The sequence below is a fragment of the Luteolibacter pohnpeiensis genome (assembly GCF_016595435.1).
In the GTDB taxonomy this organism is placed as follows: Bacteria; Verrucomicrobiota; Verrucomicrobiia; order Verrucomicrobiales; family Akkermansiaceae; genus Luteolibacter; species Luteolibacter pohnpeiensis.
The window spans coordinates 1-24345 of sequence record NZ_JAENIJ010000028.1 but is presented as its reverse complement, the minus strand read 5'-3'; the positions used below and the strand labels follow the sequence as shown (position 1 = coordinate 24345).

The window sequence follows — 24345 nt, the reverse complement described above, 5'->3', positions numbered from 1 at the left end:
AATGTCGGACAACAAGCACGCAAAGGGTAACCTGAGCATAAGCACAGGACTCTTCACTTCCACCGGTCCAAAGGACAGGAATGAAGATGCCCTTGGCGTGCACATTCCGGATGCTTCGCTGATTAGGACGAAAGGAATTGTGGCCTGCATTGCTGACGGAGTTTCTGCAGCAACCTCCGGCAAAGAAGCCGCTGAATCCGCCGTCATCGGATTCATTACAGACTATTTCGAAACCCCGGAACCATGGTCTACCAAAACGGCGGGCGAAAGGGTTTTAACAGCTCTTAACCGTTGGCTTTACGCACAAGGCAGTCAAATCCGAAACATTGAGAAAGGTTGGCTAACCACGTTCACAGCGATCATTCTCAAGTCAAGAAGTGCTCATATTTTTCATATCGGTGACAGTCGACTCTATCGCATTCGATCAGAAAAAATTGAAGCAATCACACAAGATCATTCGATAAAAATATCTGCAGATACCAATTATCTAACGAGGGCAATGGGACTCGAACTGAGCCCGCAGATTGATTATCATACAATCCCACTGGAACCGAAAGATCGCCTTATTCTAACAACCGATGGCATCCATGAATTCATCAACAAAAGCCATCTCAGAGAAATTCTTGTTGGAACACAAAACTCACAACAGTGTGCAGATGCTTTGGGTGCGGCAACGGAAAACTCAAATGACAACCGATCATGCATCGTTATCGATATCAATGATTTACCTGATGGCAACATCGACGATGCATTCCGCGAGCTAAACGCCCTACCTTTCCCGCCAGATCTCCTTCCCGGGCAAAAAATCGATGGCTTGCAAGTCGAGAGGCTCATTTCGGCTTCGAGGCACTCGCAGCTATATGAAGTGGTCGATGAAGTTGATGGAAAATCCTACATTTTGAAGGCACCATCAGTTACTTTTGAGAATGACCCAGCTTATCTGGAAAGATTCATTCTCGAAGAATGGATCGGATTGCGCACCGATCATCCGAACCTCGCGAAGGCGGTTCGGCGAAATCATCAAAAAAGATTTCTTTATTATCTCATGGAGCCGGTGCAAGGAATTCCCCTTGGGACATGGTGTGAGCAAAAATCTCGACCGGCTATTGAGGAAGTCATTGCGATTACCGGCCAGATTGTCGCTGGAGTTCGTGCACTGCATCGCAAAGATACGCTTCATCAGGATCTAAAGCCGGACAATATCATGATCGATGAAAAGGGAGTGATCAAAATCATCGATTATGGATCGTGTCGTGTCGGCGGAATCGAAGAAATCTCAGCGCCATATGATCGTGGCAGTGCACTCGGAACACTCGATTTTTCGGCCCCGGAATACCGGCTAGGAAGCAAAGCCACGACACGCTCCGACTTATTTTCAATCGCCGCAATCACTTACCACCTCTTGACGAGGGGGCATCATCCATATGGAAGAGCGTGGGAGTTGGCTCGGACAGCACGTGATTTCTACGATCTAAAATATGAACCTGCAGTAGCCCATCACCCCATGGTGCCTCTATGGATGGATGCCGTCTTGAGAAAAGCGCTATCGGTGCAGCCGGAGCACCGTCAGGATTCCATGTCATCCTTTTATCAGAATTTACAACATCCTGACCGAGAATATCTAACAGCTGAGCCATTGCCATTTGCGCAGCGCAACCCCCTACTGTTTTGGAAACTTCTCGCATTTGCCGCCCTAACAGGGTGGCTAATCACCTGGTTCTTGATGAGTTGAATCTGATTCAACCTTAGCAACCAGCGGTATGAGCAAGACTCATGAGCAGGATTGATAAGATTCCCCCTCAGAAGAGGACGACGAGTTGAGATGGTTTCGTTGATGCTACTAAATAAGTCTAATCAAACTCAAAGACGCCATGGTCAATTTTCAAAATTCAGGCTTCTCAGAAGATCAAACAAATTATCTATCAGGATTCATCTCCGGAGTTCTCCAGTCACGCCAAATGCCATTCCTTGGCCAGGACAATGAACGGCGCTTTACCCATGATCCTGCCGTGGCAGTCGAAGAATCCGTGTTCGGAACACCGATTGATGATCTCTGTAAGGAGGAGATCATTAAGTATGAAAAGAATGGTTTGGATTGCTACGATGCCATTCTTGAAAATTCGGCACACAATCTATTCCCGGAAGCTGGAGATGTTTTCCGCTACAAATACCATGGTCTCTTCTTTGTAAGCCCTGCTCAGGAAAGCATCATGTTGAGATGCCGCATCGCTGGGGGTTCACTAACAACTTCCCAATTCAGAGGAATCGGCGAAATAGCAGCAGACTGGGGAAATGCATGTATTGATCTAACAACGAGAGCAAATATCCAGGTCAGGGAGCTCATGCCAAAGAACTGCCCGGATGTCTTGATGAAATTGACGGACTTGGGACTGACATCACAAGGATCCGGTGCGGACAATATTCGGAACATCACCGCAAGCCCGACAAGTGGATTCGATCCGGATGAACTGATCGATGTCATGCCATATGCCCGCGCAATGCATCACTATATCCTTAAAAACCGAGATCTCTACGGTTTGCCGAGAAAATTTAACATCTCCTATGATTCAGGCGGAGCAGTTTCTGCCTGCACAGACACCAACGACATCGGATTTCAAGCAGTCCGTTTGGCAGAGTCGATTGATGGCCTGGAGAAAGGTGTTTACTTCAGGATGCAACTCTGTGGCATCACCGGTCACAAACAATTCGCGACTGATAGTGGAATTCTCTTGAAGCCTGAGGAAACACTACCAGTTGCCGCAGCTCTTATCCGTGTCTTTATTGAAAATGGAGACCGAACCAATCGCAAGAAAGCTCGACTCAAGTATCTCGTAGACGCATGGGGTATTGAAAAAACCCTCTCCGAAACGGAAAAGAAGCTGACTTTCAAACTTCGCCGCTATCCGCTTGATGGCTGTGAACCATCCCGTCCCAAGTCAAAACATGGACATCTTGGAGTTCACCCACAAAGTGACGGCAAAAATTATATCGGCATCTTGACGCCTGTTGGCAGAATGAGTTGCGATCAGATCGAACAGATTTGCTCGATTGCAGATCGATATGGCCGTGGCGAGATTCGTCTAACAGTTTGGCAAAATCTGATCATCCCGGGCGTACCCGACGAACAAATCGAAGCAGCAGCTGCTGCAGTGATCGCATCAGGGCTAGACTATCGGGCAGCTGCCGTTACAGGCGGCATCATCGCATGCACAGGAAGCCGTGGATGCAAATATGCAGCAGCCGACACAAAAGGCAGTGCGATCCAACTTGGGGATCATTTGAGTTCAAAATTGGAACTCGACACCCCGATCAACATTCACCTGACAGGATGCCCGAATTCATGCGCCCAACATTATATTGGCGACATTGGAATGATGGGGGTTCGCGTTAAAACTGAATCGGGCGAAAGCGTCGATGGTTATCATATTGTTCTTGGTGGTGGCGTCGACGACACACAGGCGATCGCTCGAGAAATCTGGAAAGGCATCGCATTCACAGATGTCCCTCCACTGATCGAAAAGCTACTGCGAGCTTATCAATTGAAACGCAAGCCAAGTGAAACCTTTTCTCAATTCACCAACCGGCATGAGGAAGACGAGTTACGCGCCCTTACAGACTAATTCAAGTTTATCACCATGAAACTTACATTACCTGAAAATGCACCCTTTAGTTGTTCACAAAAAATGTGGATCAAAGGATTTCTAGACGGGATCAATTCGACCATTCAACAGCAATCCAATCCGTCACAGCCTTCGCTTACAGAGCCTTCCACAGCATCAGGAAAATCCATAACGATTGCATTTGGATCCCAAACTGGAACGGCCGAATCACTCAGCAAAAAACTATCAAAAAAACTCAATTCAAAGGGCTGCATCTCCTCGATAAGAGACCTCGCCAGCATGACGCCAGATGATCTCAAAAATATCGAACACCTTCTTTTAATTACTTCAACCTATGGTGACGGAGAACCACCGGACAACGCAGCCACATTCCACCGCTTACTCCACGAAGAAACTGCTCCTCCACTCAACACATTGGCCTATTCGGTTCTAGCGCTAGGTGATTCGTCCTACGCGGAATTTTGCAAATGCGGGCGCGACTTCGATCAGCGCCTCGCTGCCCTTGGGGCTAAACGGATTACTCCAATTGTCGAATGTGACGTCGACTATGATGATCCCTTTGAAAGTTGGACTTCTCAAATCGAGCTTGGTTTATCCGCCGCATAGTCGTCTCCCACCCTCAACCAATACGATCTTGAAAACGATTCTCGAACGACCAACGGGTCCGTCACTGGAGTCCTTAGAATTTGGGACGAATTCAGGAAGCAGAACGTTAATCGATTCGCTACTCGCGGAACAGAAGCGCTTGCAAACGCCTATCGCCAAATATGCTGAGGTATACGAGTCTGATCCTGATCAAGCTGAGCAATACCGATCACTCATTCCACTGTCAAAACCACAGCTCGGAGAGCAATACGCATTTGAGGTATCACTAGATCGCTGCACGGGATGCAAATCGTGTGTATCCGCCTGTCATTCTTTGAATGGGCTCGATGATGACGAATCATGGAGAGACGTTGGCACCATCTTTGAACCTGAAGAACATTCTGGATGGCAGCAGACCATTACAACTGCATGTCATCATTGCGCAGATCCAGGTTGTCTTAACGGATGCCCGGTCGGCGCCTATGAAAAAAACCCCGACACAGGAATTGTCCGGCACCTAGATGACCAATGCATTGGTTGTTCCTATTGCATTTTGAAATGCCCTTACGATGTTCCGAAGTTTTCAAAGAAACGAGGTATTGTTAGAAAATGTGACATGTGCCATCAAAGACTTGCTGTAGGTGAAGCACCGGCTTGTGTTCAAGCGTGTCCAACAGAAGCGATCCGGATCGTAAAGGTGCCTACAAAGTCCCCTCTTGCACCTGATCGAATCTCACTATTTTCAAAAAACTACAAATTACCATCGGGTATTCCCAATTCCTGCGTGACCCGGCCGGCCACTCGATATGTTGGCCGAAATCTGCCCGATCGGATCAAAGCAGCTGACTTGTCAGCTTTAACCCCACAGCATGCTCATTGGCCTCTGATATTCATGCTTACTCTTACACAAGCTGGAATCGGCTTATTATCAACTTCTGCTTTGGTCGGCAAAAATCATTCACCTATTCTCGCATGGGCTGGAACAGCAATTTTCATGGCAGGCATGGCTGCAAGTCTATTCCACCTTGGTCAACCACTTAAGGCCTGGCGATTTTTCCTTGGGCTGCGGACATCCTGGCTATCACGCGAAATTCTCGCATTTTCGATGTTTGCCCCCATCCCTGTTATCTACAGCGCCTTGTTTTTGACTCCTGATTTCCCATTCAAAGATTTGATCAATCTAGCAGTTAGTTACTCTGTCCTTCCAGTTGGTCTGCTTGCCATATTCACCAGTGTGATGATTTATGTGGATACGCACCGCATATCCTGGCGGATTCAGCTGACTGCAGCGCGTTTCTACGGAACACTTTTCACCTTCGCAGCTGCTGGCATTCTGATCATCACTCCATCTGCGCTGAGTGCTCTCCTGCTTACAGGAATCGTTTCGATGAAATTGATTCCGGAATTACTAATCATCCGCAACACTTGGAATAGCCATGATAGCTGGTCGCCTGATTTGCACAGCGCTAAAGTGCAATGTGGCCCATTAAGAAAAATTCTAGCAGCAAGAATTATTCTCCCATTTGTGGCTATTGCTCTAGCGATCATCTCTCCTTGGCTTACTGCACTTGTCCTGTGCATCTCTGAAATCCTGGAACGACAGCTATTTTTCCAAGCTGTTTATGCGCCGAAGATGCCAGGTAATTTTGGACCGTCAAAATCGCATTAACCGAATTGCCCCATGATTCATCAATTCTTAAAACAGCATAGCGGACCATTAACTCGCGAGTTGGTCCAGGAACCGGGCAATTTTGGACTTGGGAATGTTCCCTCAAGATTGAAGCCAACCAGCACTACAACCTCCATCTGCGGATACTGCGCTACTGGCTGCCAATTAAAAATCCATCGCGATCAAGGTGGAAACGCCATCAATCTAACACCTCAGTCAAAATATCCGGTGAATTTGGGCATGGCATGCCCGAAAGGCTGGCAGGCTCTGGATGTATTACACTCGGAGGATCGAGCCACTACCCCGTTGCTACGGAACGCCAATGGCGATCTTTGCGAAATCAGTTGGGAAATTGCACTCTCTGAGTTCACCCAGCGCCTCAAGAGCATTCAAAGGAAGCATGGCAATGAATCGGTAGCTTTTCTATCCACCGGGCAAATTTCTTTCGAAGAGATGGCATTTTTGGGCTGTCTCTTTAAATTTGGAATGGGATTCATCCACGGAGATGCGAACACCCGCCAATGCATGGCAACCGCGGTGACTGCTTATAAACAATCATTCGGTTTCGACGCACCACCTGGATGCTATGCAGATTTCGAAGAATCAGACGTGATCGTTTTGATCGGTTCGAATCTCTGCATTGCTCACCCTATCCTATGGCAGAGGGTCATGCGGAACAAACGCAATCCTGATATCATCGTCATCGATCCACGTTCCACCGAAACTGCTCAAGCTGCGACCAAGCACATTCAATTAAAACCAAAAGGGGATCTCGCTCTTCTCCATGCCCTTGCACATTGCATTCTCAGGGATGAACGGATTGATAAAGACTCAATCTCGGCGACTGAAGGGATCAATGAATATCGTGAGTTTGTCAGAGCATATGCCCCCGAGAAGGTATCGGCAAAAACAGGCCTCGAAAATGAGCAGATTGAGTCATTAGCGCGACTTGTTTCAGAACCTGGCAAACGCGTTTCATGGTGGTGGACCATGGGCGTAAACCAATCTTATGAGGGAGTGCGGACCGCACAGGCGATCATCAATCTTTGCCTCATTACCGGTAACATCGGCAAGCCAGGAACCGGACCCAATTCCATTACAGGGCAATGCAATGCAATGGGATCTCGGCTATTCTCGAATACGACATCCCTCGTAGGCGGACATGATTTTCAAAATCCTGAGCATCGCCGAAAAGTCGCGCATGGCCTTGGTATCCCGGAAGATTCAATAACCGCCCAAGCCTCGATGGCATATGATGAAATTCTTGCAGCCGCAGAAGAGGGAAAAATCAAAGGGCTCTGGATTGTTGCCACGAATCCATTCCACTCGTGGATCGATTCAGGACGCCTTGCTCGTCTGAGAGAAAAACTGGATTTTCTCGTAGTGCAGGACATGTATCGCACGACTGAGTCAGCACAAGTTGCTGATCTCATCCTCCCTGCCGCTGCATGGGGCGAAAAGGACGGATGTTTTATCAATTCCGAGAGAAGAATTGGAACGATCAAAGCCGTCCATCAGGCACCAGGCATGGCATTATCCGATTTTAGGATATTCCGTCTCATCGCACATGCCTGGGGTTGTGGGGATTTATTTTCGAAATGGACGGATCCTGAATCAGCATTTCATTTGCTGCGCGATCTCACCAAAGATCGACCTTGTGACATCACCGGTATCAGGAGCTACCAGCAGATTGACGATGCAGGCGGGATTCAATGGCCCTACCCAAAAGACAGCCTCGAGCAAGAGCAGGAACGGCGACTTTTTGCGGATCGCAAATATTATACTTCTAGTGGAAAAGCCAAATTATTATTTTCCTCACCAGCGGAAAACCCGGAGCCTATCGATGCAGACTATCCGTTTCAGCTATTGACCGGGCGCGGAACGAGTAGCCAATGGCACACCCAAACCAGAACCGCCAAATCCGCCATTCTCAAAAAACTCTATCCCACTGAGGCTTATGTAGAAATCCATCCAAAAGATGCTGCGAGATTAGGCATTGAAGACCTTCAACAAATAACCATCACCTCACGACGTGGAAGCATCGTAGCCCAAGCCTACATTGCTCCGACCGTTCAATCAGGGCAATTGTTCATCCCGATGCATTATCCTCAGGTCAATACCCTCACGCACTCATCATTCGACCCATACTCAAGACAGCCAAACTACAAACTTTGCGCTGTCACCATTCGGATTTAACCCTCATCGAATCGAATTTCTGATCGTATATATTGAATTCGATTTTATTGAATGCGGAAAGATCAAATTCAGCTGTTCCAAAATTTTGGCTATAGCCGGTTATGGTTTTCTCATTCATTGATTCCATTCGAAAGACAATGGATGTGCCATCTGAAAAGCACGCCCTGATATCGCCCTTTTCGCGTTTCGGTTCTTCGAGGTCTGCTTCTTTCAGACTGATATTTTTGAATCGGTTCAACGGCAGCGTTACCTCTCGATATGGAGTTTTCACCGTGATCTGATCATCTTTTACCGACTCAACTTCACCCAGCAAGCTATCACCATTTCGTAACAGCATCCTACCTTCAGACTCGGCAACATCCATGTCATCTTTGTGCTTGGTCCCGTCATTCGTGGCCATCCCACGTCCGACTATACCAGCCAGGTTAGGAGTAGGCTGTTCAGTCACCAGCCCATTCCAAGAAGTAAGTTCGATTCGAGAAATGCGCAAAGGTGCCGTATTCTGAGCAGAAAAGTTAATACCTTTCCCAAATTTTGCACCTACCACGGCACGATCTTTCCAAACCCCAATGATACGTCCATCAACATAGAAGCAGACAGTCCCTGTCTTCCGGCTTGCCTGTATCTTGATATGTGCTTTCTCATTTTCAGAGAGTTCAGGAACGATCGCATCATTCAGCCATTCCGAGCCGTTGCATCTGCGAAAATTCAAATTCCGGTTATTGAAGATGATTTCGTAGCCTTCTTTGGGACGGATCGTTTCAACATCCTCAGTAAAGAACGACAAATTAAATCGCAAGCTCCCCCGCCAAGCCAAATCGAAAGACAGCTCAAACTCATCGGGCAATTCGAAATCTTTGCCAATTCCACCGCTCTTGCGTGAGATCAATGATCCCTCTTCATAATTCCATGCGGATGCTTCTCGAGCTTTGGTCCACTCGGACATGCTGTTTGGCCCGCGATAGATTAACTCCGATTTTTCTTCGATGGTGATTTTTCTAATCCAAGCCCGTTTGAACTTCAATCGGCCAGCATACCAAGTTTGAAGTTCCACCCAGTTTTCATTTGCAGATACCAGTTGACCTCGAATCGAGTCACCGCGAGCCAGAAAGATGGTTGCTTCGTGACTACCCTCCGAATCCTGAATTTTCGACGGGAGCTTCAAATCCAAAACTTTTTTCAGCCAAAACGGAACCGATTGGCTTAAGATCGGAGCGTTCCACACCAGTTGGTCGTGGTCTATTTTCTCCATGTGACCAGAGAGTTGGTCGCCATTGACAAATCGGAGCATTGAATTGGCAGGTGCAGTCTCCTCTGCAGCCAGAACCATTGAACTAGCAATAGACCAAAAAATGAAAACCGATCTCTTCATCTTTTACCTCCTGATGTTCTAGTTGCGATTTTTTCCAATTCAGTAACTCCGGAGCGATCGATCGTTAATTCACCTAATAATGGGTGCTGAACAACTGCCTTCTCACCATCAAAGTTACAGGCAGTAACATGGAGAAATCCTCCAGTTTTCAATCGAAGGATGTAGTCAGCCTGTTCCTGCTTGGAAGTGGATCCACTTTCCTCTTTGAGAAAAATGGTCGAAACATCTTGTTCCGGCAGAACAATAGGAGCCGACTGAAAATCTGTCTGAAAAACGAATTCCATGCCCTGCCCCCGATCCTGAATTGATTGGAGTTTGCCACTGAATCGATCTCCATATCGCTCAATCATCGAATCAGTCAATGCATTTCCACGCTCCTCAGTTCTGTACCGGTCGCTTTGTTCATTCCAATCAAGCACCTGAAGGTTTGTCAGTTCATGACTTCCATTTCTTCCTGCCCGGCTGGTATCGATCGATATACCGTTACCACTCGGCACATTTGGCACCGGATCATGATATCGTCCTTCTCGCTCACCATTTAGGAAGAGATATAACATGGCTTTTGGGCGATCCACGCGGATCTCAATTTCAATTTGGTTACCCGGATAAAAATCTGCCGTCCGGAATAGTGGAATAATGGTGGTATATCGCTTACCTGACTCAGCTTCCCTTCGAACTTCGATCCCATTACTTGCAAAGCGAAAAATATATCGATCACAAGGTTTGCCATCTTCCACGAGAGGATCCGCAAATCTGATATCGATATTCGGCGTATCTCGCCAATGGAGATCAAATTTGATCGCAAATTGATCCGGTAATTCCAGCTCCTTGGAAATGATCCCAGGTCCTTCCATGTGCAAACTTCCGGTTTCCCATGTCCATGCAGTACTGAGATTTGCTCCTCCCTGCCATTCCTTCAGTGGTCCCGGACCTGAGTAGATGACACTTTGCTGGAATACGCCCATCTGCATCGTTTGGATCACAGACCTGGGAAAATCAATTTTTCCAGCGTAAGGCGTATTGGCGATCAAGTGACCACCATCGAGGGACTCCAGATTTACCGCCAGCAAATCCCCATTACTCAATTCGATTTGGCTTGATGGAATGTCTTCAGGCATCCCCTCGGAACTAAATGTTACACGGCGAATTGCTTCGCCGCGCAACATGACCGGCTTTGGTGAAAGTTCTGATTCGAGTTCAACTCCATCTGGACTGATCCCTCTAACAATCCCATCCAGACGATCGCTCCCTTTTAGTTCAATCACATCAGCACGCGTGACGAAGTTCGGAAGAACCGCCATTGCAATCGTTAGATATGCTGCAATTCGATCAGTATTGTTCATCCCAATCATCCAAAAAGCTATCGGAAGGGTTAAAATCGAGTATCACCACTGAAGACAAATCCACCTGAACTTCCCCTGTGAATGGTTGTAAGAGCCGAATGGAATTGGCGTCGCCCGAAATCGGTTTCCCAGAAATTTTTCCTATGGGTTTCATCCGTATCGAAAGTTGATTTCCCGAAGGAGCTTCTGATTTTTGTAAATTCTTCTTCGCGAAGCGAATTTCAGCGACCTCATCCAGTGGAAACTCAAATGGCCCATATCGCCCCTCCAGGTTGACCTTTCCATCCGCAACACCCGTTACTTTTCCGGAAAAGCGATCTGTTCCATTGGTGAGGAGAACGATGTCATATCCCTCCGTTTGTAAACTTCGAGCGGCATCCGGCATGCCGTTCCACTCCGCCATCACGATGTCTGATATGCGAACCTTGGTATTGTTCGGACTCACGAAAAACCCGAATCCACTCCCTTTTCCGCCGTAAGCATTTCCATCATCCTCTTCAGAAGTTGGCTCGCTCCACTGTGATACAAATTGATCGTCCACAAATAATGAAATTTCTCCCGTCGAACGATCGCATCGGATTTCAACAATCGCTTCGCCCGATTCATCCAATCTCAAGTTGGAATTGATCGAGCGAATGGGATCGAGTGTCGGCTTGCCATCCGCATCAAAACCTGACCGATAAAGCATCGCATAACTTTGTGAAATCTGAATCACATAGCTATTGCCAAAAATCCATGGAAACGATGAGGCATCACCGGCACGGCGAACTTTTCCGGGTCCATCCTCCTCATCTTCATCCTCATTTACCGGCTTCGCAAAATCCGCATGGAAAGCGACGGCCAATGAGAAACGATTGCGCCAGGCAACGTTAAATCGCAGCAGAGCCCGATCCGGCATGCCTTCCTTTTGCGCCAGTGCCGTCCCATTATTTTCCTTCTGTCCATACCAAGCGGCTCCAGAAAATTTCCACCCGGGGGATTCCGAATCCGATTCTGCGTCCTTTGTGCTTTCTTCGGATGGATTGATCAGCTTCCAGTCGTCATTCGCGAATGGACCTTGATAAAGCACACGTCCACCCAATGGACACGGCGCCAGGATTGAGACACTCGCTCTGGGAAATTGCAGAATACCGGCATACGATGTGTCGATTGTTACCTTATCGGAATCCAGAAGCTTGATCTCACCTGCAATCCGATCCCCATTCACCAAGGTGATGTTGGAAAGCGAAGGCAAACTCGCTTCAGGACGACCGCCTCTCAAGACAACCTGGCGAACCTCCGATGATTTGAATTCTACCGGTGCATTCACATCCTCTCGCTGCCAGACGATGGATGTGCCATTACCGATTCCACTGAATGTCCCGTGCAACAGATCTCCATTGGAGAAACGCAGCAGATCATCCTGTGGCTGTAGCGACTCTGATTCGATGTTGGTTTCATCCTTCAACGACTGGGAAACCGCAGTCATCGCAAGCCAAGGCAGAAATGTTAGTGCTAATAGACCTCGAATCATTTTTCGTAAATCGGAAGGTATCGGTAATTGAGAGCAAGTGACAGCAAAGCACCCGCCGTGCTGAATGCTTCGCCCTGATTTCCTGGAAATGAACCGTCCCGCGTTTGCAGCGCACCCATATAGCGGATGTTAGACGCGTTCCACTCCTGCCACGCTTCATCGGAGGCATGGAAGAGCGCTTGCGACATATAGTATTCGTAGTAGTACGGGTAATAGCGGTCGCGGAATTCGAGATTCTTTTTGAGAAAGCTGAGGCTTTTTTCATACCCCTTGGTAACCGGCTCCTTCGCAAGGCAATGACATAAAACACCAATTGCAGTCAGTGAAGGCTTGCCGCCGATGGCCGAGGTATAACCGATCGATCCATCATCCGTGCGGCATTTATTGAGAAATGCCAGACCATTCTTGATCGCTTCGTCAGGCACTTCCAGTCCGGCATTACGTGCGGCAAAGAGCGTGACCATCTGACCTCCGGTCACGGTGGTATCGGCGTCCTTGCTTTCCGGAGTGTAGCGCCACGCCTTGAAATTATTTCGTTTCTGGGCCGAAAGTATCAAATCAATCGCCTTTCTTAAAGCTGGTGCAATTTTAGGATTATCGACCATGCCATAACTTTCCGCCAAGGCCTTGGTCGCGAAACAATGGCTATACATATTATTTCCGATGTAGCCGTTGGTCTGGTTTTGCTCGGACAGAATGTATTCCAATGCTTTGCCGATCACCCCCGCATAGGGTCCAGTATTGGGATCCTCACCATGTGCTAAAAACGCGGCTACGCATAAGCCGACCACTCCTGGCTCAGTGCCGGTATTATCATTCCAACAACCCCGGTCGTTTTGAGATTTTGCCAGATATTCCAAGCCGCGCCCGTAAATCAATTCAACCTGCGGTGGAATGACATCATCTTGCCGTCCAGGCATGGGTTGCGATGAAGCGGAAATGAGACCGCTCAACATGCAAAAGAGGATGTAACTCAGGAGTCTCATTTCACTTTTTCAAGACCCCGGTTATAGGCATCCAGCGCTTTCTGAAATTCGCTTGGCAAGGTGTGTCCGGCTTTACCCGATGCCTTGGGGACACGCCGTTCTTCAGTTGCCTGGTTGGACAAGCCACCACTTGCCTGATTTTGCGCATCCGATTCGTTATACTTGTTTCCGGTCCCCGGAGTGTCGCCCGGTTGTTGTCCGTCTTTGGGTTGTCCCTGCTGATTGGGCTCCTGTCCCATCATGCGTTCCAACATATCCATCATGGCCCCACCCGCTTGGCTGTTGCCTTGCTGGTTTTGACGCGCCTTTGCAGCCTCGTGGATTTTCTCGATGATCTCGGTTTGCGCGGCGATCGTTTTGCCACCGGTGTCCGGCTCAAGAAGTTGGTCGGTCGCCTCGTCCATGATCGTCTCAATCTGCTTGAAAAGGTCGATCACCTTAGGATCGGTTTGCTCCATCGCGAGCTGTTGGACATCCGCCGACAACTCGTCTTGATCATTCGCCACTTCCTCCGCGCCTTTGGAGTGTTTTTCCAACACTTCTTCCGTGCTTGCAGAATCATCCGTGGATTTCTCTTCCGCATGAACCGGACCTAGAAATCCAACGAGAAGGATCAGTGATAATGCATTCGATTTCATGGTTGGGTTGGTTCCTTTTCAACTTCCAGAGAACGTTTCAACTGCTCCAGGGTGCGCGTCCGCGCCCTGAGATCCTGTTCTTGTTGGACCATTTTCATGACGCGCAGCATAAACTCGAAATCCTCATCTTCCGAACTGCCACCAGCTCCATCGCCGCCGCCACCGCCTTGGTCTTTCTTGATTTCATCATCCAGCTTTTTCGCCCATGCAGTGAGCTGGTCTGACCATTTCTTCGCACCTTCGGTGGCACGGAACGAATAGTTCGCGACAAGGCGTGAACGGACTTCTTCCAAGCCCATGTCGATTTGAGTCTCATTCATCGCATCCGCGATTTCCTTGAAAACCGGCTTCTCGGTGCGTGCGAAATAATTTTCCAAATCTTCCCGGATCCAACGGACGTCCGAGGCTGTCGAAAGCTGCTGCTGGACGGCGAGATCCAGCGAACGCGAATCGGCCGGGTCCAAGTCCGGCTTCGCCTCGCCCAAAACCTCGCTGAAACGATCAATCAATGAACGGGCGATGCCATCCTGTTCGGACGCGGCTTTTTTCAGACGACTTACGAATGTCCCGGCTTCGAGGTTTTTGCTCGCATCACTGCCCTTTTCAACCGCCTCCTGCATTTTTTCGACCACCTTCTTCTGCTGCTCGACGGCCTCCTGCATGTCCTGTTTGGTCTTCTCCTCCGTATTGGAAGCATCGCCAGCGTCCTGCAACTTCTGCTGCACGTCCGGCATATCTTTTGAAGATAGCTCCTGCATCAGCTTCATGGCTTCCGCCATTTTTTTCATCGTCTCCTTGTCGATTTCACCATTGCGAGTCGAATCCTTGAAAAGCTTCTCCATGGTTTCGGTCAGCTCTTTCATGCGGCGGGTGTTTTCTGCCTCCGCTTGTTCCTGAGTTTCGATCCGCTTGTGATTTTCCTCCTCCTGGAGCTTCGAGCCGTCCTGCCGATCCAGGCGCTGATTCTCTTCATAGTTGCCCAGTTCCTTGCGCGCCAAATCCTCCAGCCCGCTGATGGTCCGGTCAAACTGGCTCTTCAATAACTGGGCATGCTCTTCACGAGTGAGGACGTAAATGGTGACAGGCTCGGAATACACACGTCCACGTTCCGGGTAATAATCTTCCACGAAGGCGCGAAGTGAAATTTTCTGTGGAGAAATGCCAAACGCCGCAGGTGAAAACGACGCGGTCTTCGAAAGTCGCCGATTGGTTGGTGCGCCCTTGGCCAGTAACATCTCACCTTTTGCAGGACTGCCCGGGGCTGGCTTGGTGAACTCGCCTTGCCATTCCAGGCCGCACGCCTTCACCCCAAAATCATCTTCCGTGAGAACTTCGAAATCGACCGTTTCCTCCGGCAGCATGACTTTCTGCCGATCGATCCCTTGCAAATATGCGGTCGGCGCGACGTCCTGCAGCGCATCGACTCGAAGCTTGAACCCTTCCGCGCCAGAAAGTCCGAGTTGGTCTGTCCACTCAAATGGAATCTCGAAAGGCACCTTGCCAATGGTAAATTCAGGCGTTGTCGATGCATCACCCTTGAGGCTCAGCGATCCTGATTCACTCTGGAATTTTCCGGAATCTTGACTGCCAGAGGCCACAGTTGGCCCGTAGGTCGCCGCCGCGAGCGCCCGGTTGCTCTTGAGGATAAATTTCAGGCGACTGCCTTCGACCACGCTAATGGTTCCGGAGCTGAGATCGCTCTCACTGGTGGGAATTTGCAAATAAGCAGGAGGCGTCACCTGCACCGTGGTGCTCATGATTGACGGGCGTTGCACGGGCTCCACCCGCAAGAGATGCTTCACATCGCCAACCCGGAACACCACCGTGCCAGGCTCCTGTTGCCCGGGGAATGAAAAGCGATAGGCATGGTGGTCCAGCTTCGCGGAAATCATCGGCTGCAAGCCATACCGCGCATCTGCCACGGCCGGCTTGCGCTCCGAACTCTCCGCCAAGTGCAAGATGACTTCGAAACTTTCACCAAATGGCACAGCCAATGACTTCGGTGGATGATCCAACACGGTAAAGGTGTATCGATCCGTGTCTGACAACGGCATTGCCCAACGTTGAAACGCATTCCAGCCCGCTCGCGGCGCGATCACCAAGACCGCACCGGTAGCGATCACCAGCACCATGGCGATCCAGCCCCATCGGCGATAGCGCTGCGGTGGCAATGCGTCCCGTAATTTCCGCCGCCCGGCTTCAGCAGCAACAGCCTCCATGGCAGCGGCCCGAAGTCGTGGGGAGAGCGAATCTTCATTGCCCGTCTGCCCTTGCAGCTCGATGACGCCCAGAAGTCGATCCCCCAGGCCGGGGTAGCGGCGTGCGATCAACCTGGCCAACTGCGTTTCGCGTCGATGCCGCCAAACCCAGCGGTGAAGCCAAAACGGTGCAAAAATCGCAAACAGCGAAGTTCCAGAAATGAGAATGACCAGGCGCGCCCATCCCGGCGTGGTCCAAAACCGATCAAGAACAAATACGAGCAGGAAGGACGCCAGCAGTCCAATCAGCCCGGCAATGATCGCTTCCAATACCTTGACCCGCCAAAGATCGCGACGGAATTCCTCCAGTTGCTTCCGGAGGCTCTCCGGAATGGCAACTGTGGATTCAAGAGGAGCGGATGGATCAGGCATGGAAAAAATCAGACAAACTCCAACATTCGGATTTGCAGACTAAAAGTCCCAAACAATACGTCGCATATCCAGCGGATTTCACGAAACCGCAAAAATGACAGACGAATCATTGCAGGAACGGATTGCTCGCAGATTCCGCACCAATTGTCGAAGAAGGGCCGTGGCCCGGAAAAACACGGGTTTCCGAAGGCAAAACCATCAAGTGCTTGGCGATTCCATCCAGCAAGATGCGTTGGCTCCCACCAGGCAAATCGGTCCGGCCAATCGAACCTGTGAACAACGTATCCCCCGAAAACACGATCTTTTCCGCAGGAACGTGCAGGATCACACTGTCTGGCGAGTGGCCGGGCAGATGAGTGAGAGAAATTTCCACCCCAGCGTAACTCCACGGTGAATCTGCGGGATCCAGTTTGAAATCCACTGAATACGGTGCCACCGAGATCGGCACGCCGGAAGCACGCATCAGGGTTTCCAGAGTCAAATCCTGAGAATAGTCGCTAAACGCATGCAGCTTCGCGCCTGCATCTTGCAGAGCTGCGGCATCGAGCACGTGATCGTAGTGCTGGTGAGTGAGCAACACATGCTCCGGCTGGACATTCTTACCCGCCAACCATGCAGCCACTCCTTCCGGAGCATCAATGAGAAAGGTGCCTTCCGGGGTTTCCACCAGGTAAGCATTCGTTTGCGCAAACCCGCCAGTGTAAGCCGTGATCTTCATGCCGAATTATTGAAAACAAAAAACGCCCCGTCCAATAGAGAACGGAGCGTTTTGGAAATTTCGGAATCCGGATTTAAATCACCAGAAGATGAAATAGAGGATCAAAGTCGAAATCACGACTGCGATGCCGCAGATCTTGGCGACCTTTGACGATTCGAGGACAATCAAATCGGTGGTAGGCATGACAACCGGCTTATCCAGCGGCTTAGCTAGCGTACTGATGGTCAACACGATGAGCACTGTTACAAAGCAGATCGCCATCCGGTTGAGGAATGCCATATCCGGCAGCTTCCACATCAAGGTACCATAAAGCACGATGTTGATGCTGATGCCCAACCATCCGAGGAATCTGGGTGCCTGCGGAATGAGGAATCCGAAGAGATACACCGCAAGAATGCCCGGACTGATGAAACCTTGGAACTCCTGAATGAAGTTGAAAATCCCACCAAACGCCGGACTCCCCAGTGAAGGAGCGATGACGCAGGCAATCAGCACGAACAGCAACGTGAAGCCACGACCGTAGGCAACCAAATTGGACTGCGAACTTTCCGGCTTCAATTTGCGAACGATGTCCATGGTCGCGATCGTCGATGCGGAGTTCAACATCGAAGCCAATGACGAAACGACCGCTCCGAAGATCGCCGCAAGAACGAACCAGGTAAATCCGGGCTTCAGCAGGTTCTTCAGCAAGGTCGGGAATGCTGAGTCATAATCGTAGCCCAGGAGTTTCGTGCCCGTCGGGATTTTCTTCATTTTCCCTTTGATCATGATTTTTTTATCCTTTGCGGCTTTCAGCAAATCCGAATTCACTTTTGTGATGGATTCAGCACTCGCATCTGGAGCGAGCGTTGCTGCCTTCAGTCCTGAAATCGTCTCGTTATGGGCGATTACTTCACGCGCCAAGTCAGGTTCGGTCAGCGCGAAGTTTTCCGTGAATGGATAAATCGACGTGTCCTTTGCCGCGCGCATTTCCTTCAGGGTTTTCGAATTCTTCATGGCCCCCTGCGCACGCAGATCACTGCTATACAGGTTGAAGCACAGGATACCCGGGATGACGACGATGAACGGCACAATCAACTTCAGGGCAGCCGCAAAAACGATACCCTTCTGTCCTTCTGCCAGCGACTTCGATCCGAGAGTTCGCTGCACAATGTATTGGTTCAGCCCCCAATAGAAGAAGTTGGGAATCCAGAGTCCGAGCAGCAATGCTGGCCATGGAATGGTCGGATCATCGTGTGGACGAACCATGTGAAGCTTGCCACCGGAAAGGTTTTCTCCGGTTACTGCCTTGGCTTCATCGTGCTTGCCATTGTTCAGCAACATGAAGCGCTCAAATGGACCTGCCTTTGCGATATCTTCCTGAGTCGCGGTTGAGTTCTCAACTTTCGTCAGAATCAGCTCTGCAGGATCTGCATCGCGCATGACTCCAAATGCGAGAAACATGACGATGGCGCCGCCAACGATCAAAGACGCACCCCAAATCAAATCCGTCCAGGCACATGCTTTCAAGCCGCCCACAAAAACGTAGATGGCAGCGGCGATGCCAATGATCCAGCAGCCAACGGTGATCGATCCAAGATCCATGCCCATCAGGTGATATCCGGCAAAGAATACCGAGATCACTTTCGCTCCCGAGTAAATCACCGACGCGGTTGGCACACCGACCAGGATGACCAGAGTCGAGATCGCCATGACGTTTCGGGAAAACAGCCCGTAGCGGTATTCGAGGAACTCCGGGATGGTATAGATTCCGCAGCGCAACAGCTTCGGCAGGAAAACGAATGCCACGACGACCAGCGTAATCGCAGCCATCCATTCGTAGGATGCGATGGCCATCCCCAGCCAATCGGCTGCAGACCCGGACATGCCGACGAATTGCTCTGTCGAAATGTTCGCCGCAATCAGGGAAAAGCCAACCAGCCACCAAGTCAGACCGCGGCCGGCGAGGAAATAGCCAGCGGCACCATCATCCGATGGGGCGCCGCTCTCTTTATTTCCCTGCCAAATGCCAAACGCAATGACACCAATGACGGCCACAAGGAAAAGTACGACATCAAGCGTACTCATCGGCCCGGTTGTCGTTGGCGTAGTCTGGGCCAACCACTGCACACAAGGGTTTATGATCATATGAAATCGCTTGAGTTGAGGACTCTCGAATAAGGCAAATTACTCCACGGAGAATTTCCAGATCATGGTGTGCTCGTATTTTTCGCCAGGGCGAAGAACCGAGGATGGGAACTCAGGATGATTTGGTGCATCCGGATAGCCTTCGGTTTCCAGAGCCATCGCGGTGCGCTTGCCATAGGCAATGCCATCTTTACCGGTCACGGTCCCGTCCAGGAAGTTTCCGCAATAGAATTGGATTGCAGGTTGATCGGTGGAGATCTCAAGCACACGACCGGATTTCGGATCTTCGACTTTCGCCGCAAAACGAACGCCTTCACCTTTGTTCAAGACCCAGGCGTGGTCGTAACCACCGCCAAGTTTCAACGCTTCAAAATCGTCTTCGACACGATCTCCGATCGCGGTCGGCTTGGTGAAATCCATTGGAGTGCCAGCAACCGGAGCGACTTCACCCGTAGGGATCAAACCAGGATTGGTTGGCAGATAATGATCCGCATTCAGGGTCACGATGTGATCGAGAATCTTGCTATTCTGATCGTTGGAAAGGTTCCAGTAGGTGTGGTTGACGATGTTGATGACCGTCGGCGCATCGGTGGTCGCCTCCGCATGCCATTTCAATTCGTTGTCATCATTCAGGCTGTAAGTCACCTTCACCGTGAGAGTGCCGGGGTAACCTTCCTCGCCGTCTTTCGAGACGTAGGTGAATTCCACGCCATCGTCAGTTTCCTTCCCGGTCCAGAGCTTCTGGTTGAATCCTTCCGTACCGCCATGAAGTGAGCATGGAATGCCACCAGGCTCGTTATTGGTTGGAAGGGTGTATTCCTTGCCATCCAGGGTGAATTTGCCATTGGCAATGCGGTTGCCGAAACGTCCGACCGTTGCGCCGAAATACGGTGTGTTGCCGAGCCAGCCTTTGAGATCGTCAAAGCCGTGAGTGATGTCCTCGACATTGCCGTCTTTATCGGGGGCTTCCACGGAAACGAGGATCGCTCCGTATTCGGTTACTTTCGCGATATAGCCATTTTTGTTGCTCAGGGTGAAGATCTTCACTTCACGACCGTCTGGCATTTTTCCGTATACTTCTTCCTTGATCTCGTTGTCCTGAGTCATTGCGGGTTTTTCTTTGCAGGAGGATATAGCCAAAGCTATCGCCGGGATGAGCAGTAAATGGGTTTTCATGCGTGGGAGGGTTTTACTAATCGAACCCACCCTGTTGCCAAGCTCCATTTTCGTAACCGGCTCCGCGTGACGAATCGACAAGCCCGTGCTACCCCTTTCCCATGAGCGATTCATCCGTCTATCAATCCTACCTTACCAAGGCACTCCAACACTTTGACTGCCAATCCGGAACCATTCATAAAACCGATCTAACAGGTGAGTTTCTGGATCTTGTCGCAGCCGTTGGAATCCCGGAATCATTGATGGATAAAGTCACCCGAATTCCCTTTGGCAAAGGCATTGCCGGGGTTGCCGCACAAACCCGCGAACCTGTCGAGCTCTGCAACCTGCAGCAAGATCTCGGAGGAGTGGCAAAGGCTGGCGCACGCGCGACCGGGGTCTCCGGTTCCCTCGCTGTGCCGATTTTCTCAGCCGATGGAGCCAAGGTCATCGGCACTCTCGGCGTCGGCAAATACACGCCTTACGACTTTTCCGACGAGGAAAAACAGCAGCTCGCGAAGCACGCGGAGGAAATCGCCTCGGCCTTCTCCAGAGATTGACCCGATGCTTGATTGCACCTAGATTCGCCAGCATGACGACTGTGGACACTGCGAACAAAATTCTCGATACGATGCTGGGGCATCTTGGATTCACCGCGTCCATCGAGCAGCAGGAAACCGACGACGGTCCCTGCCTGCAGATTCACTCCAGCGAAAAGGAAGCCATCATCGGCGAAGATGGCGATCGACTGGATGATCTGCAATATCTCGTCAACCGTATCCTCCGTAGGCATGATTCCAAAGCAATCCGCGTCAAGGTCGACTGCGAACACTTCCGCGCAATCCAGGAAGACCGACTCCAGGAGGAAGTCCGCAGCATCGCCGAGCGTGTGAAATCCACCGGCAAGTCTTTCAAAATGCGACCACTCAACGCCTACTATCGCCGTCTGGTGCACAATGTTCTCGTCGAAGACCCGGATGTGGTTTCCCATTCGCCAGACGGGGATGATCGGCTGAAGCGAATCCTCATTTCTGCGAAAAACCAATCTGTCTCTCCTGAATGAAACGACTTCTCTTTGATTGCGGCACACGCGATACCCTCGCCTCCTTTGGACTTCTGGTGCTTCGCGTTTCCGGCGGACTGATGATGCTCCTGGGCCATGGCATGGGAAAGTATCACCAATTCGATAAATTGAAGGACAACTGGCACGTGCCTCACTTCTTGCCATTCAAGTTCATGTCGCCACCCATCAGTCTGATGGCGACTATCGGTGCAGAAGTAGGTGCCGCCGCCTTGATCGTGATTGGCCTGGCCACACGACCCGCTGCCTTTGTGCTCGGATTTGCCATGGTGGTGGCAGCGTTTGAGGTTCTCCATGACGCGCCATTGTTCTTAGGTGCCACTTCGCCTGCGGCCAAAGAACCGGCATTGCTTTACCTCCTCATCGCAGTGGTCATCATCCTTGCCGGCCCCGGCAAATACTCACTGGACGCCGCCATTTATCAGGATAAAAAGCGCCGCCGCTGGTAACGCCGGTCTGTTATGGAAAATCATCGCCTCGTCCTCCCCGGAGATCTCAATCACTACGGATTCCTGTTCGGGGGCCGCCTGCTAGCTTGGGTGGATGAGGCTGCATGGATCGCCGCCAGCCTGGATTATCCGGACCACAAGTTCGTCACCATCGGCCTGGATACCGTGGAGTTTCACCATCCGGTCCGCCAAGGGACGATTCTTGCAATCCATTGCAAAAACATCCGTCAGGGCAATACCAGCGTCACCTACTCGGTCGAAGTTTTCGACAAGCAGCAGAAAGATCAGAAAATCCCGATCTTTTCCACCCGCTCGACCTTCGTCGCTGTCGATGACTCCGGCAACAAAGTGAAAATCCAGCCCGCGCCCTGAGATCGCTAGATTCGCCCGGCCCCATGACCGAGACCGTCGACATCATTCTTCCGCTTGAAGAATCCGAAACTGAATCCGCCCGGCGCGATGCCGCCGCCAAAAAATTAGGCATTTCCCCAAAACGCATCGTCGATACCAAGCTTCGCAAGCATTCGATCGATGCCCGCCAGCGGAAAATCAAGGTCCAGCTGCGACTCGACGTCGCAATCGACCAACCATTCGAGCCAGAACCCGCGCCACATTGGAGCGCCCCCGCCCTCCCTGCGGGTGCGAAATCCGTCATCATCATCGGCTGCGGCCCAGCCGGACTTTTCGCCGCATTGCGCTGCCTTGAAAACGGCCTCAAGCCCATCGTTCTCGAACGCGGAAAAGATGCCAGCGCCCGGCGCTTCGACCTTGCCCCGATTCTACGCGAGGGCCGCGTCATCGAGGAATCGAACTACTGCTTCGGCGAAGGCGGTGCAGGAACCTTTTCTGACGGCAAGCTCTACACCCGCGCCACCAAACGCGGACCAGTTGCCAGGGTCTACGAAATCCTCGTCGCCCACGGAGCTCCTGAACGCATCCTGACCGATGCCCACCCACATATCGGCTCCAACCTGCTGCCGAACGTGGTGAAATCCATCCGCGCATCGATCATCGCCGCAGGAGGCGAAGTCCGATTCGAAACCAAAGTCACCGATTTCCTCCTCACCGGCAACCGCATCCGCGGCGTGGTGACCGCAAAAGGTGACGAAATCACGGCCGATTCCGTCATCCTCGCCACCGGTCACTCGGCGCGCGATATCTACCGACTGCTCGCCGCCAAAGGAATTTTGTTAGAAGCCAAGCCCTTCGCGGTCGGCTTCCGGATCGAGCATCCGCAGCCATTCATCGATGGCGTCCAATACCACCTGCCAAAAAACTCAGCGCGGCCGGACCTGCTGCCTGCCGCTCGATACCGCCTCGCCACCAAAATCCGCGATCGAGGCGTTCACTCATTCTGCATGTGCCCGGGCGGTTGGATCGTCCCAGCTTCCACGGAAAACGACGAAGTGGTGGTCAATGGCATGAGCCTGTCCCGCCGCGACTCCCCTTTCGCCAACTCCGGCATGGTTTCCACGGTTGAACCGGAAGACCTGCAACCGCTGCAAAAAGAACACGGCATCCTCGCCGGGCTGGCATTCCAGAAAGAACTCGAACGCGCCTCAAAAATCGCCGGTGGCGGCGGCCAAGTCGCGCCCGGCCAACGGGTCACCGATTTCATTGCCGGAAAAATCTCCGCCGATCTTCCGGAAACAAGCTACTTCCCCGGTGCGGTATCCTCGCCCCTGCATGAGATTTTGCCGAATTGGATCACCAGCCGCATGCGCGAAGGCCTTTCCCTTTTCGGCCGCCAAATGCACGGCTATGTCAGCAGCCAGGCACTCCTGCTGGGATTCGAGACCCGCACCAGCTCGCCCGTGCGAATCCCACGCCGGGACGACACCCTGGAGCATCCGGAAATCGCCGGTTTATTCCCCTGTGGCGAAGGAGCCGGATACGCCGGCGGCATCGTCTCCGCCGCCATGGACGGCCTGCGCATTGCCGATGCCTGCAACTCTTGAAAGCCTATCAGGGCTGCATTTTTCGTCATCCGCGCAAGATCTCCCATCGGCTGCAAAACAGATCGCAGAAAAACTAAAAAAAGGGATTGCATCCCTCATCATCATCACCCTAGCTTCTCGCCCGCCCGCAAGGGCGCTAACGGAAAGCGCGGTTAGCTCAGTGGTAGAGCACCTCCCTGACACGGAGGGGGTCACTGGTTCGAACCCAGTATCGCGCACCATTTTACAAATCGTTGAAATTCAACGTTTAGCAATTCTCAAGAGTTCGAGAGTCAGCCTTTTGTGGGTCTACACCAAAGATTGGG

Annotated in this window: 19 protein-coding genes and 1 tRNA gene; 11 read left to right on the top strand and 9 right to left on the bottom strand. The window is 51.1% G+C overall.

The window, feature by feature from the left end:
- The first annotated feature begins 1 nt into the window (after window position 1).
- The 5 genes from JIN85_RS15415 to JIN85_RS15395 all read left to right on the top strand — a co-directional run bounded on the left by JIN85_RS15415 (window position 2) and on the right by JIN85_RS15395 (window position 8070).
- Complete coding sequence (locus JIN85_RS15415) at window positions 2-1732, top strand: bifunctional protein-serine/threonine kinase/phosphatase (RefSeq protein WP_200272352.1); 1731 nt, start codon at window positions 2-4, stop codon at window positions 1730-1732.
- Window positions 1733-1871: 139 nt separating this feature from the next.
- On the top strand, window positions 1872-3620 hold the full coding sequence (locus JIN85_RS15410; RefSeq protein WP_200272350.1) for a NirA family protein: 1749 nt from the start codon (window positions 1872-1874) through the stop codon (window positions 3618-3620).
- A 15-nt stretch (window positions 3621-3635) separates the two neighbouring features.
- Window positions 3636-4226, top strand: coding sequence for a flavodoxin domain-containing protein (locus JIN85_RS15405; RefSeq protein WP_200272348.1), 591 nt, complete (start codon window positions 3636-3638; stop codon window positions 4224-4226).
- A gap of 28 nt (window positions 4227-4254) precedes the next feature.
- A complete protein-coding gene (locus JIN85_RS15400) occupies window positions 4255-5874 on the top strand; it encodes a DmsC/YnfH family molybdoenzyme membrane anchor subunit (RefSeq protein WP_200272346.1) in 1620 nt (539 codons plus the stop codon).
- 12 nt (window positions 5875-5886) lie between these two features.
- A complete protein-coding gene (locus JIN85_RS15395; protein WP_200272339.1) occupies window positions 5887-8070 on the top strand; it encodes a molybdopterin oxidoreductase family protein in 2184 nt (727 codons plus the stop codon).
- Here JIN85_RS15395 and JIN85_RS15390 read toward each other — a convergent pair.
- From JIN85_RS15390 to JIN85_RS15350, 9 genes are all read right to left on the bottom strand, one after another.
- Entirely contained in the window at window positions 8054-9442 is a 1389-nt protein-coding gene (locus JIN85_RS15390) for a hypothetical protein (RefSeq protein ID WP_200272337.1), read from the bottom strand. The two genes, JIN85_RS15395 and JIN85_RS15390, sit on opposite strands and share 17 nt — an antisense overlap.
- Window positions 9439-10785 carry a hypothetical protein gene (locus JIN85_RS15385; RefSeq protein WP_200272322.1) on the bottom strand — a complete coding sequence of 449 codons (1347 nt, stop codon included), beginning with the start codon at window positions 10783-10785 and terminating at the stop codon, window positions 9439-9441. Before JIN85_RS15385 ends, JIN85_RS15390 begins: the two co-directional genes overlap by 4 nt.
- On the bottom strand, window positions 10772-12253 hold the full coding sequence (locus tag JIN85_RS15380; RefSeq protein ID WP_200272320.1) for a hypothetical protein: 1482 nt from the start codon (window positions 12251-12253) through the stop codon (window positions 10772-10774). The genes JIN85_RS15385 and JIN85_RS15380 overlap by 14 nt, the downstream gene beginning before the upstream one ends.
- A 41-nt stretch (window positions 12254-12294) precedes the next feature.
- Window positions 12295-13218 (bottom strand): prenyltransferase/squalene oxidase repeat-containing protein, encoded by a 924-nt coding sequence (locus JIN85_RS15375; RefSeq protein WP_200272318.1) that lies wholly within the window; start codon window positions 13216-13218, stop codon window positions 12295-12297.
- Window positions 13219-13280: 62 nt separating this feature from the next.
- Window positions 13281-13922 carry a hypothetical protein gene (locus JIN85_RS15370; protein WP_200272316.1) on the bottom strand — a complete coding sequence of 214 codons (642 nt, stop codon included), beginning with the start codon at window positions 13920-13922 and terminating at the stop codon, window positions 13281-13283.
- Window positions 13919-16552, bottom strand: coding sequence for a hypothetical protein (locus JIN85_RS15365; protein ID WP_200272314.1), 2634 nt, complete (start codon window positions 16550-16552; stop codon window positions 13919-13921). The genes JIN85_RS15370 and JIN85_RS15365 overlap by 4 nt, the downstream gene beginning before the upstream one ends.
- 106 nt (window positions 16553-16658) lie before the next feature.
- The gene (locus JIN85_RS15360; protein WP_200272312.1) at window positions 16659-17270 is read right to left on the bottom strand and encodes an MBL fold metallo-hydrolase; all 612 of its coding nucleotides are present in this window, start codon (window positions 17268-17270) and stop codon (window positions 16659-16661) included.
- Between the two features lie 78 nt (window positions 17271-17348).
- A complete protein-coding gene (locus JIN85_RS15355) occupies window positions 17349-19337 on the bottom strand; it encodes a sodium:solute symporter family transporter (RefSeq protein WP_200272310.1) in 1989 nt (662 codons plus the stop codon).
- A 99-nt stretch (window positions 19338-19436) separates the two neighbouring features.
- Complete coding sequence (locus JIN85_RS15350) at window positions 19437-20573, bottom strand: aldose epimerase family protein (RefSeq protein WP_234047457.1); 1137 nt, start codon at window positions 20571-20573, stop codon at window positions 19437-19439.
- Between the two features lie 101 nt (window positions 20574-20674).
- Here JIN85_RS15350 and JIN85_RS15345 point away from each other — a divergent pair, with 101 nt between their 5' ends.
- From JIN85_RS15345 to JIN85_RS15320, 6 genes are all read left to right on the top strand, one after another.
- A complete protein-coding gene (locus tag JIN85_RS15345) occupies window positions 20675-21112 on the top strand; it encodes a GAF domain-containing protein (protein ID WP_200272308.1) in 438 nt (145 codons plus the stop codon).
- A 32-nt stretch (window positions 21113-21144) separates the two neighbouring features.
- Entirely contained in the window at window positions 21145-21615 is a 471-nt protein-coding gene (locus JIN85_RS15340; protein WP_200272306.1) for a Jag family protein, read from the top strand.
- Entirely contained in the window at window positions 21612-22082 is a 471-nt protein-coding gene (locus JIN85_RS15335; protein ID WP_200272304.1) for a DoxX family protein, read from the top strand. The genes JIN85_RS15340 and JIN85_RS15335 overlap by 4 nt, the downstream gene beginning before the upstream one ends.
- 12 nt (window positions 22083-22094) lie before the next feature.
- Window positions 22095-22454 (top strand): acyl-CoA thioesterase, encoded by a 360-nt coding sequence (locus tag JIN85_RS15330; RefSeq protein WP_200272303.1) that lies wholly within the window; start codon window positions 22095-22097, stop codon window positions 22452-22454.
- Between the two features lie 23 nt (window positions 22455-22477).
- Window positions 22478-24040 carry an NAD(P)/FAD-dependent oxidoreductase gene (locus JIN85_RS15325; protein WP_200272301.1) on the top strand — a complete coding sequence of 521 codons (1563 nt, stop codon included), beginning with the start codon at window positions 22478-22480 and terminating at the stop codon, window positions 24038-24040.
- Window positions 24041-24186: 146 nt separating this feature from the next.
- Window positions 24187-24261, top strand: a tRNA-Val gene (locus tag JIN85_RS15320).
- Window positions 24262-24345 lie beyond the last annotated feature (84 nt).

What these genes read in the sequence shown, in the direction of transcription:
- JIN85_RS15415 (WP_200272352.1), top strand. Translation starts at nt 2, where the DNA reads ATGTCGGACAACAAGCACGCAAAGGGTAACCTGAGCATAAGCACAGGA.
- JIN85_RS15410 (WP_200272350.1), top strand. Translation starts at nt 1,872, where the DNA reads ATGGTCAATTTTCAAAATTCAGGCTTCTCAGAAGATCAAACAAATTAT.
- JIN85_RS15405 (WP_200272348.1), top strand. Translation starts at nt 3,636, where the DNA reads ATGAAACTTACATTACCTGAAAATGCACCCTTTAGTTGTTCACAAAAA.
- JIN85_RS15395 (WP_200272339.1), top strand. Translation starts at nt 5,887, where the DNA reads ATGATTCATCAATTCTTAAAACAGCATAGCGGACCATTAACTCGCGAG.
- JIN85_RS15390 (WP_200272337.1), bottom strand. Translation starts at nt 9,442, where the DNA reads ATGAAGAGATCGGTTTTCATTTTTTGGTCTATTGCTAGTTCAATGGTT.
- JIN85_RS15385 (WP_200272322.1), bottom strand. Translation starts at nt 10,785, where the DNA reads ATGAACAATACTGATCGAATTGCAGCATATCTAACGATTGCAATGGCG.
- JIN85_RS15380 (WP_200272320.1), bottom strand. Translation starts at nt 12,253, where the DNA reads ATGACTGCGGTTTCCCAGTCGTTGAAGGATGAAACCAACATCGAATCA.
- JIN85_RS15375 (WP_200272318.1), bottom strand. Translation starts at nt 13,218, where the DNA reads ATGCCTGGACGGCAAGATGATGTCATTCCACCGCAGGTTGAATTGATT.
- JIN85_RS15370 (WP_200272316.1), bottom strand. Translation starts at nt 13,922, where the DNA reads ATGAAATCGAATGCATTATCACTGATCCTTCTCGTTGGATTTCTAGGT.
- JIN85_RS15365 (WP_200272314.1), bottom strand. Translation starts at nt 16,552, where the DNA reads ATGCCTGATCCATCCGCTCCTCTTGAATCCACAGTTGCCATTCCGGAG.
- JIN85_RS15360 (WP_200272312.1), bottom strand. Translation starts at nt 17,270, where the DNA reads ATGAAGATCACGGCTTACACTGGCGGGTTTGCGCAAACGAATGCTTAC.
- JIN85_RS15355 (WP_200272310.1), bottom strand. Translation starts at nt 19,337, where the DNA reads ATGAGTACGCTTGATGTCGTACTTTTCCTTGTGGCCGTCATTGGTGTC.
- JIN85_RS15350 (WP_234047457.1), bottom strand. Translation starts at nt 20,573, where the DNA reads ATGAAAACCCATTTACTGCTCATCCCGGCGATAGCTTTGGCTATATCC.
- JIN85_RS15345 (WP_200272308.1), top strand. Translation starts at nt 20,675, where the DNA reads ATGAGCGATTCATCCGTCTATCAATCCTACCTTACCAAGGCACTCCAA.
- JIN85_RS15340 (WP_200272306.1), top strand. Translation starts at nt 21,145, where the DNA reads ATGACGACTGTGGACACTGCGAACAAAATTCTCGATACGATGCTGGGG.
- JIN85_RS15335 (WP_200272304.1), top strand. Translation starts at nt 21,612, where the DNA reads ATGAAACGACTTCTCTTTGATTGCGGCACACGCGATACCCTCGCCTCC.
- JIN85_RS15330 (WP_200272303.1), top strand. Translation starts at nt 22,095, where the DNA reads ATGGAAAATCATCGCCTCGTCCTCCCCGGAGATCTCAATCACTACGGA.
- JIN85_RS15325 (WP_200272301.1), top strand. Translation starts at nt 22,478, where the DNA reads ATGACCGAGACCGTCGACATCATTCTTCCGCTTGAAGAATCCGAAACT.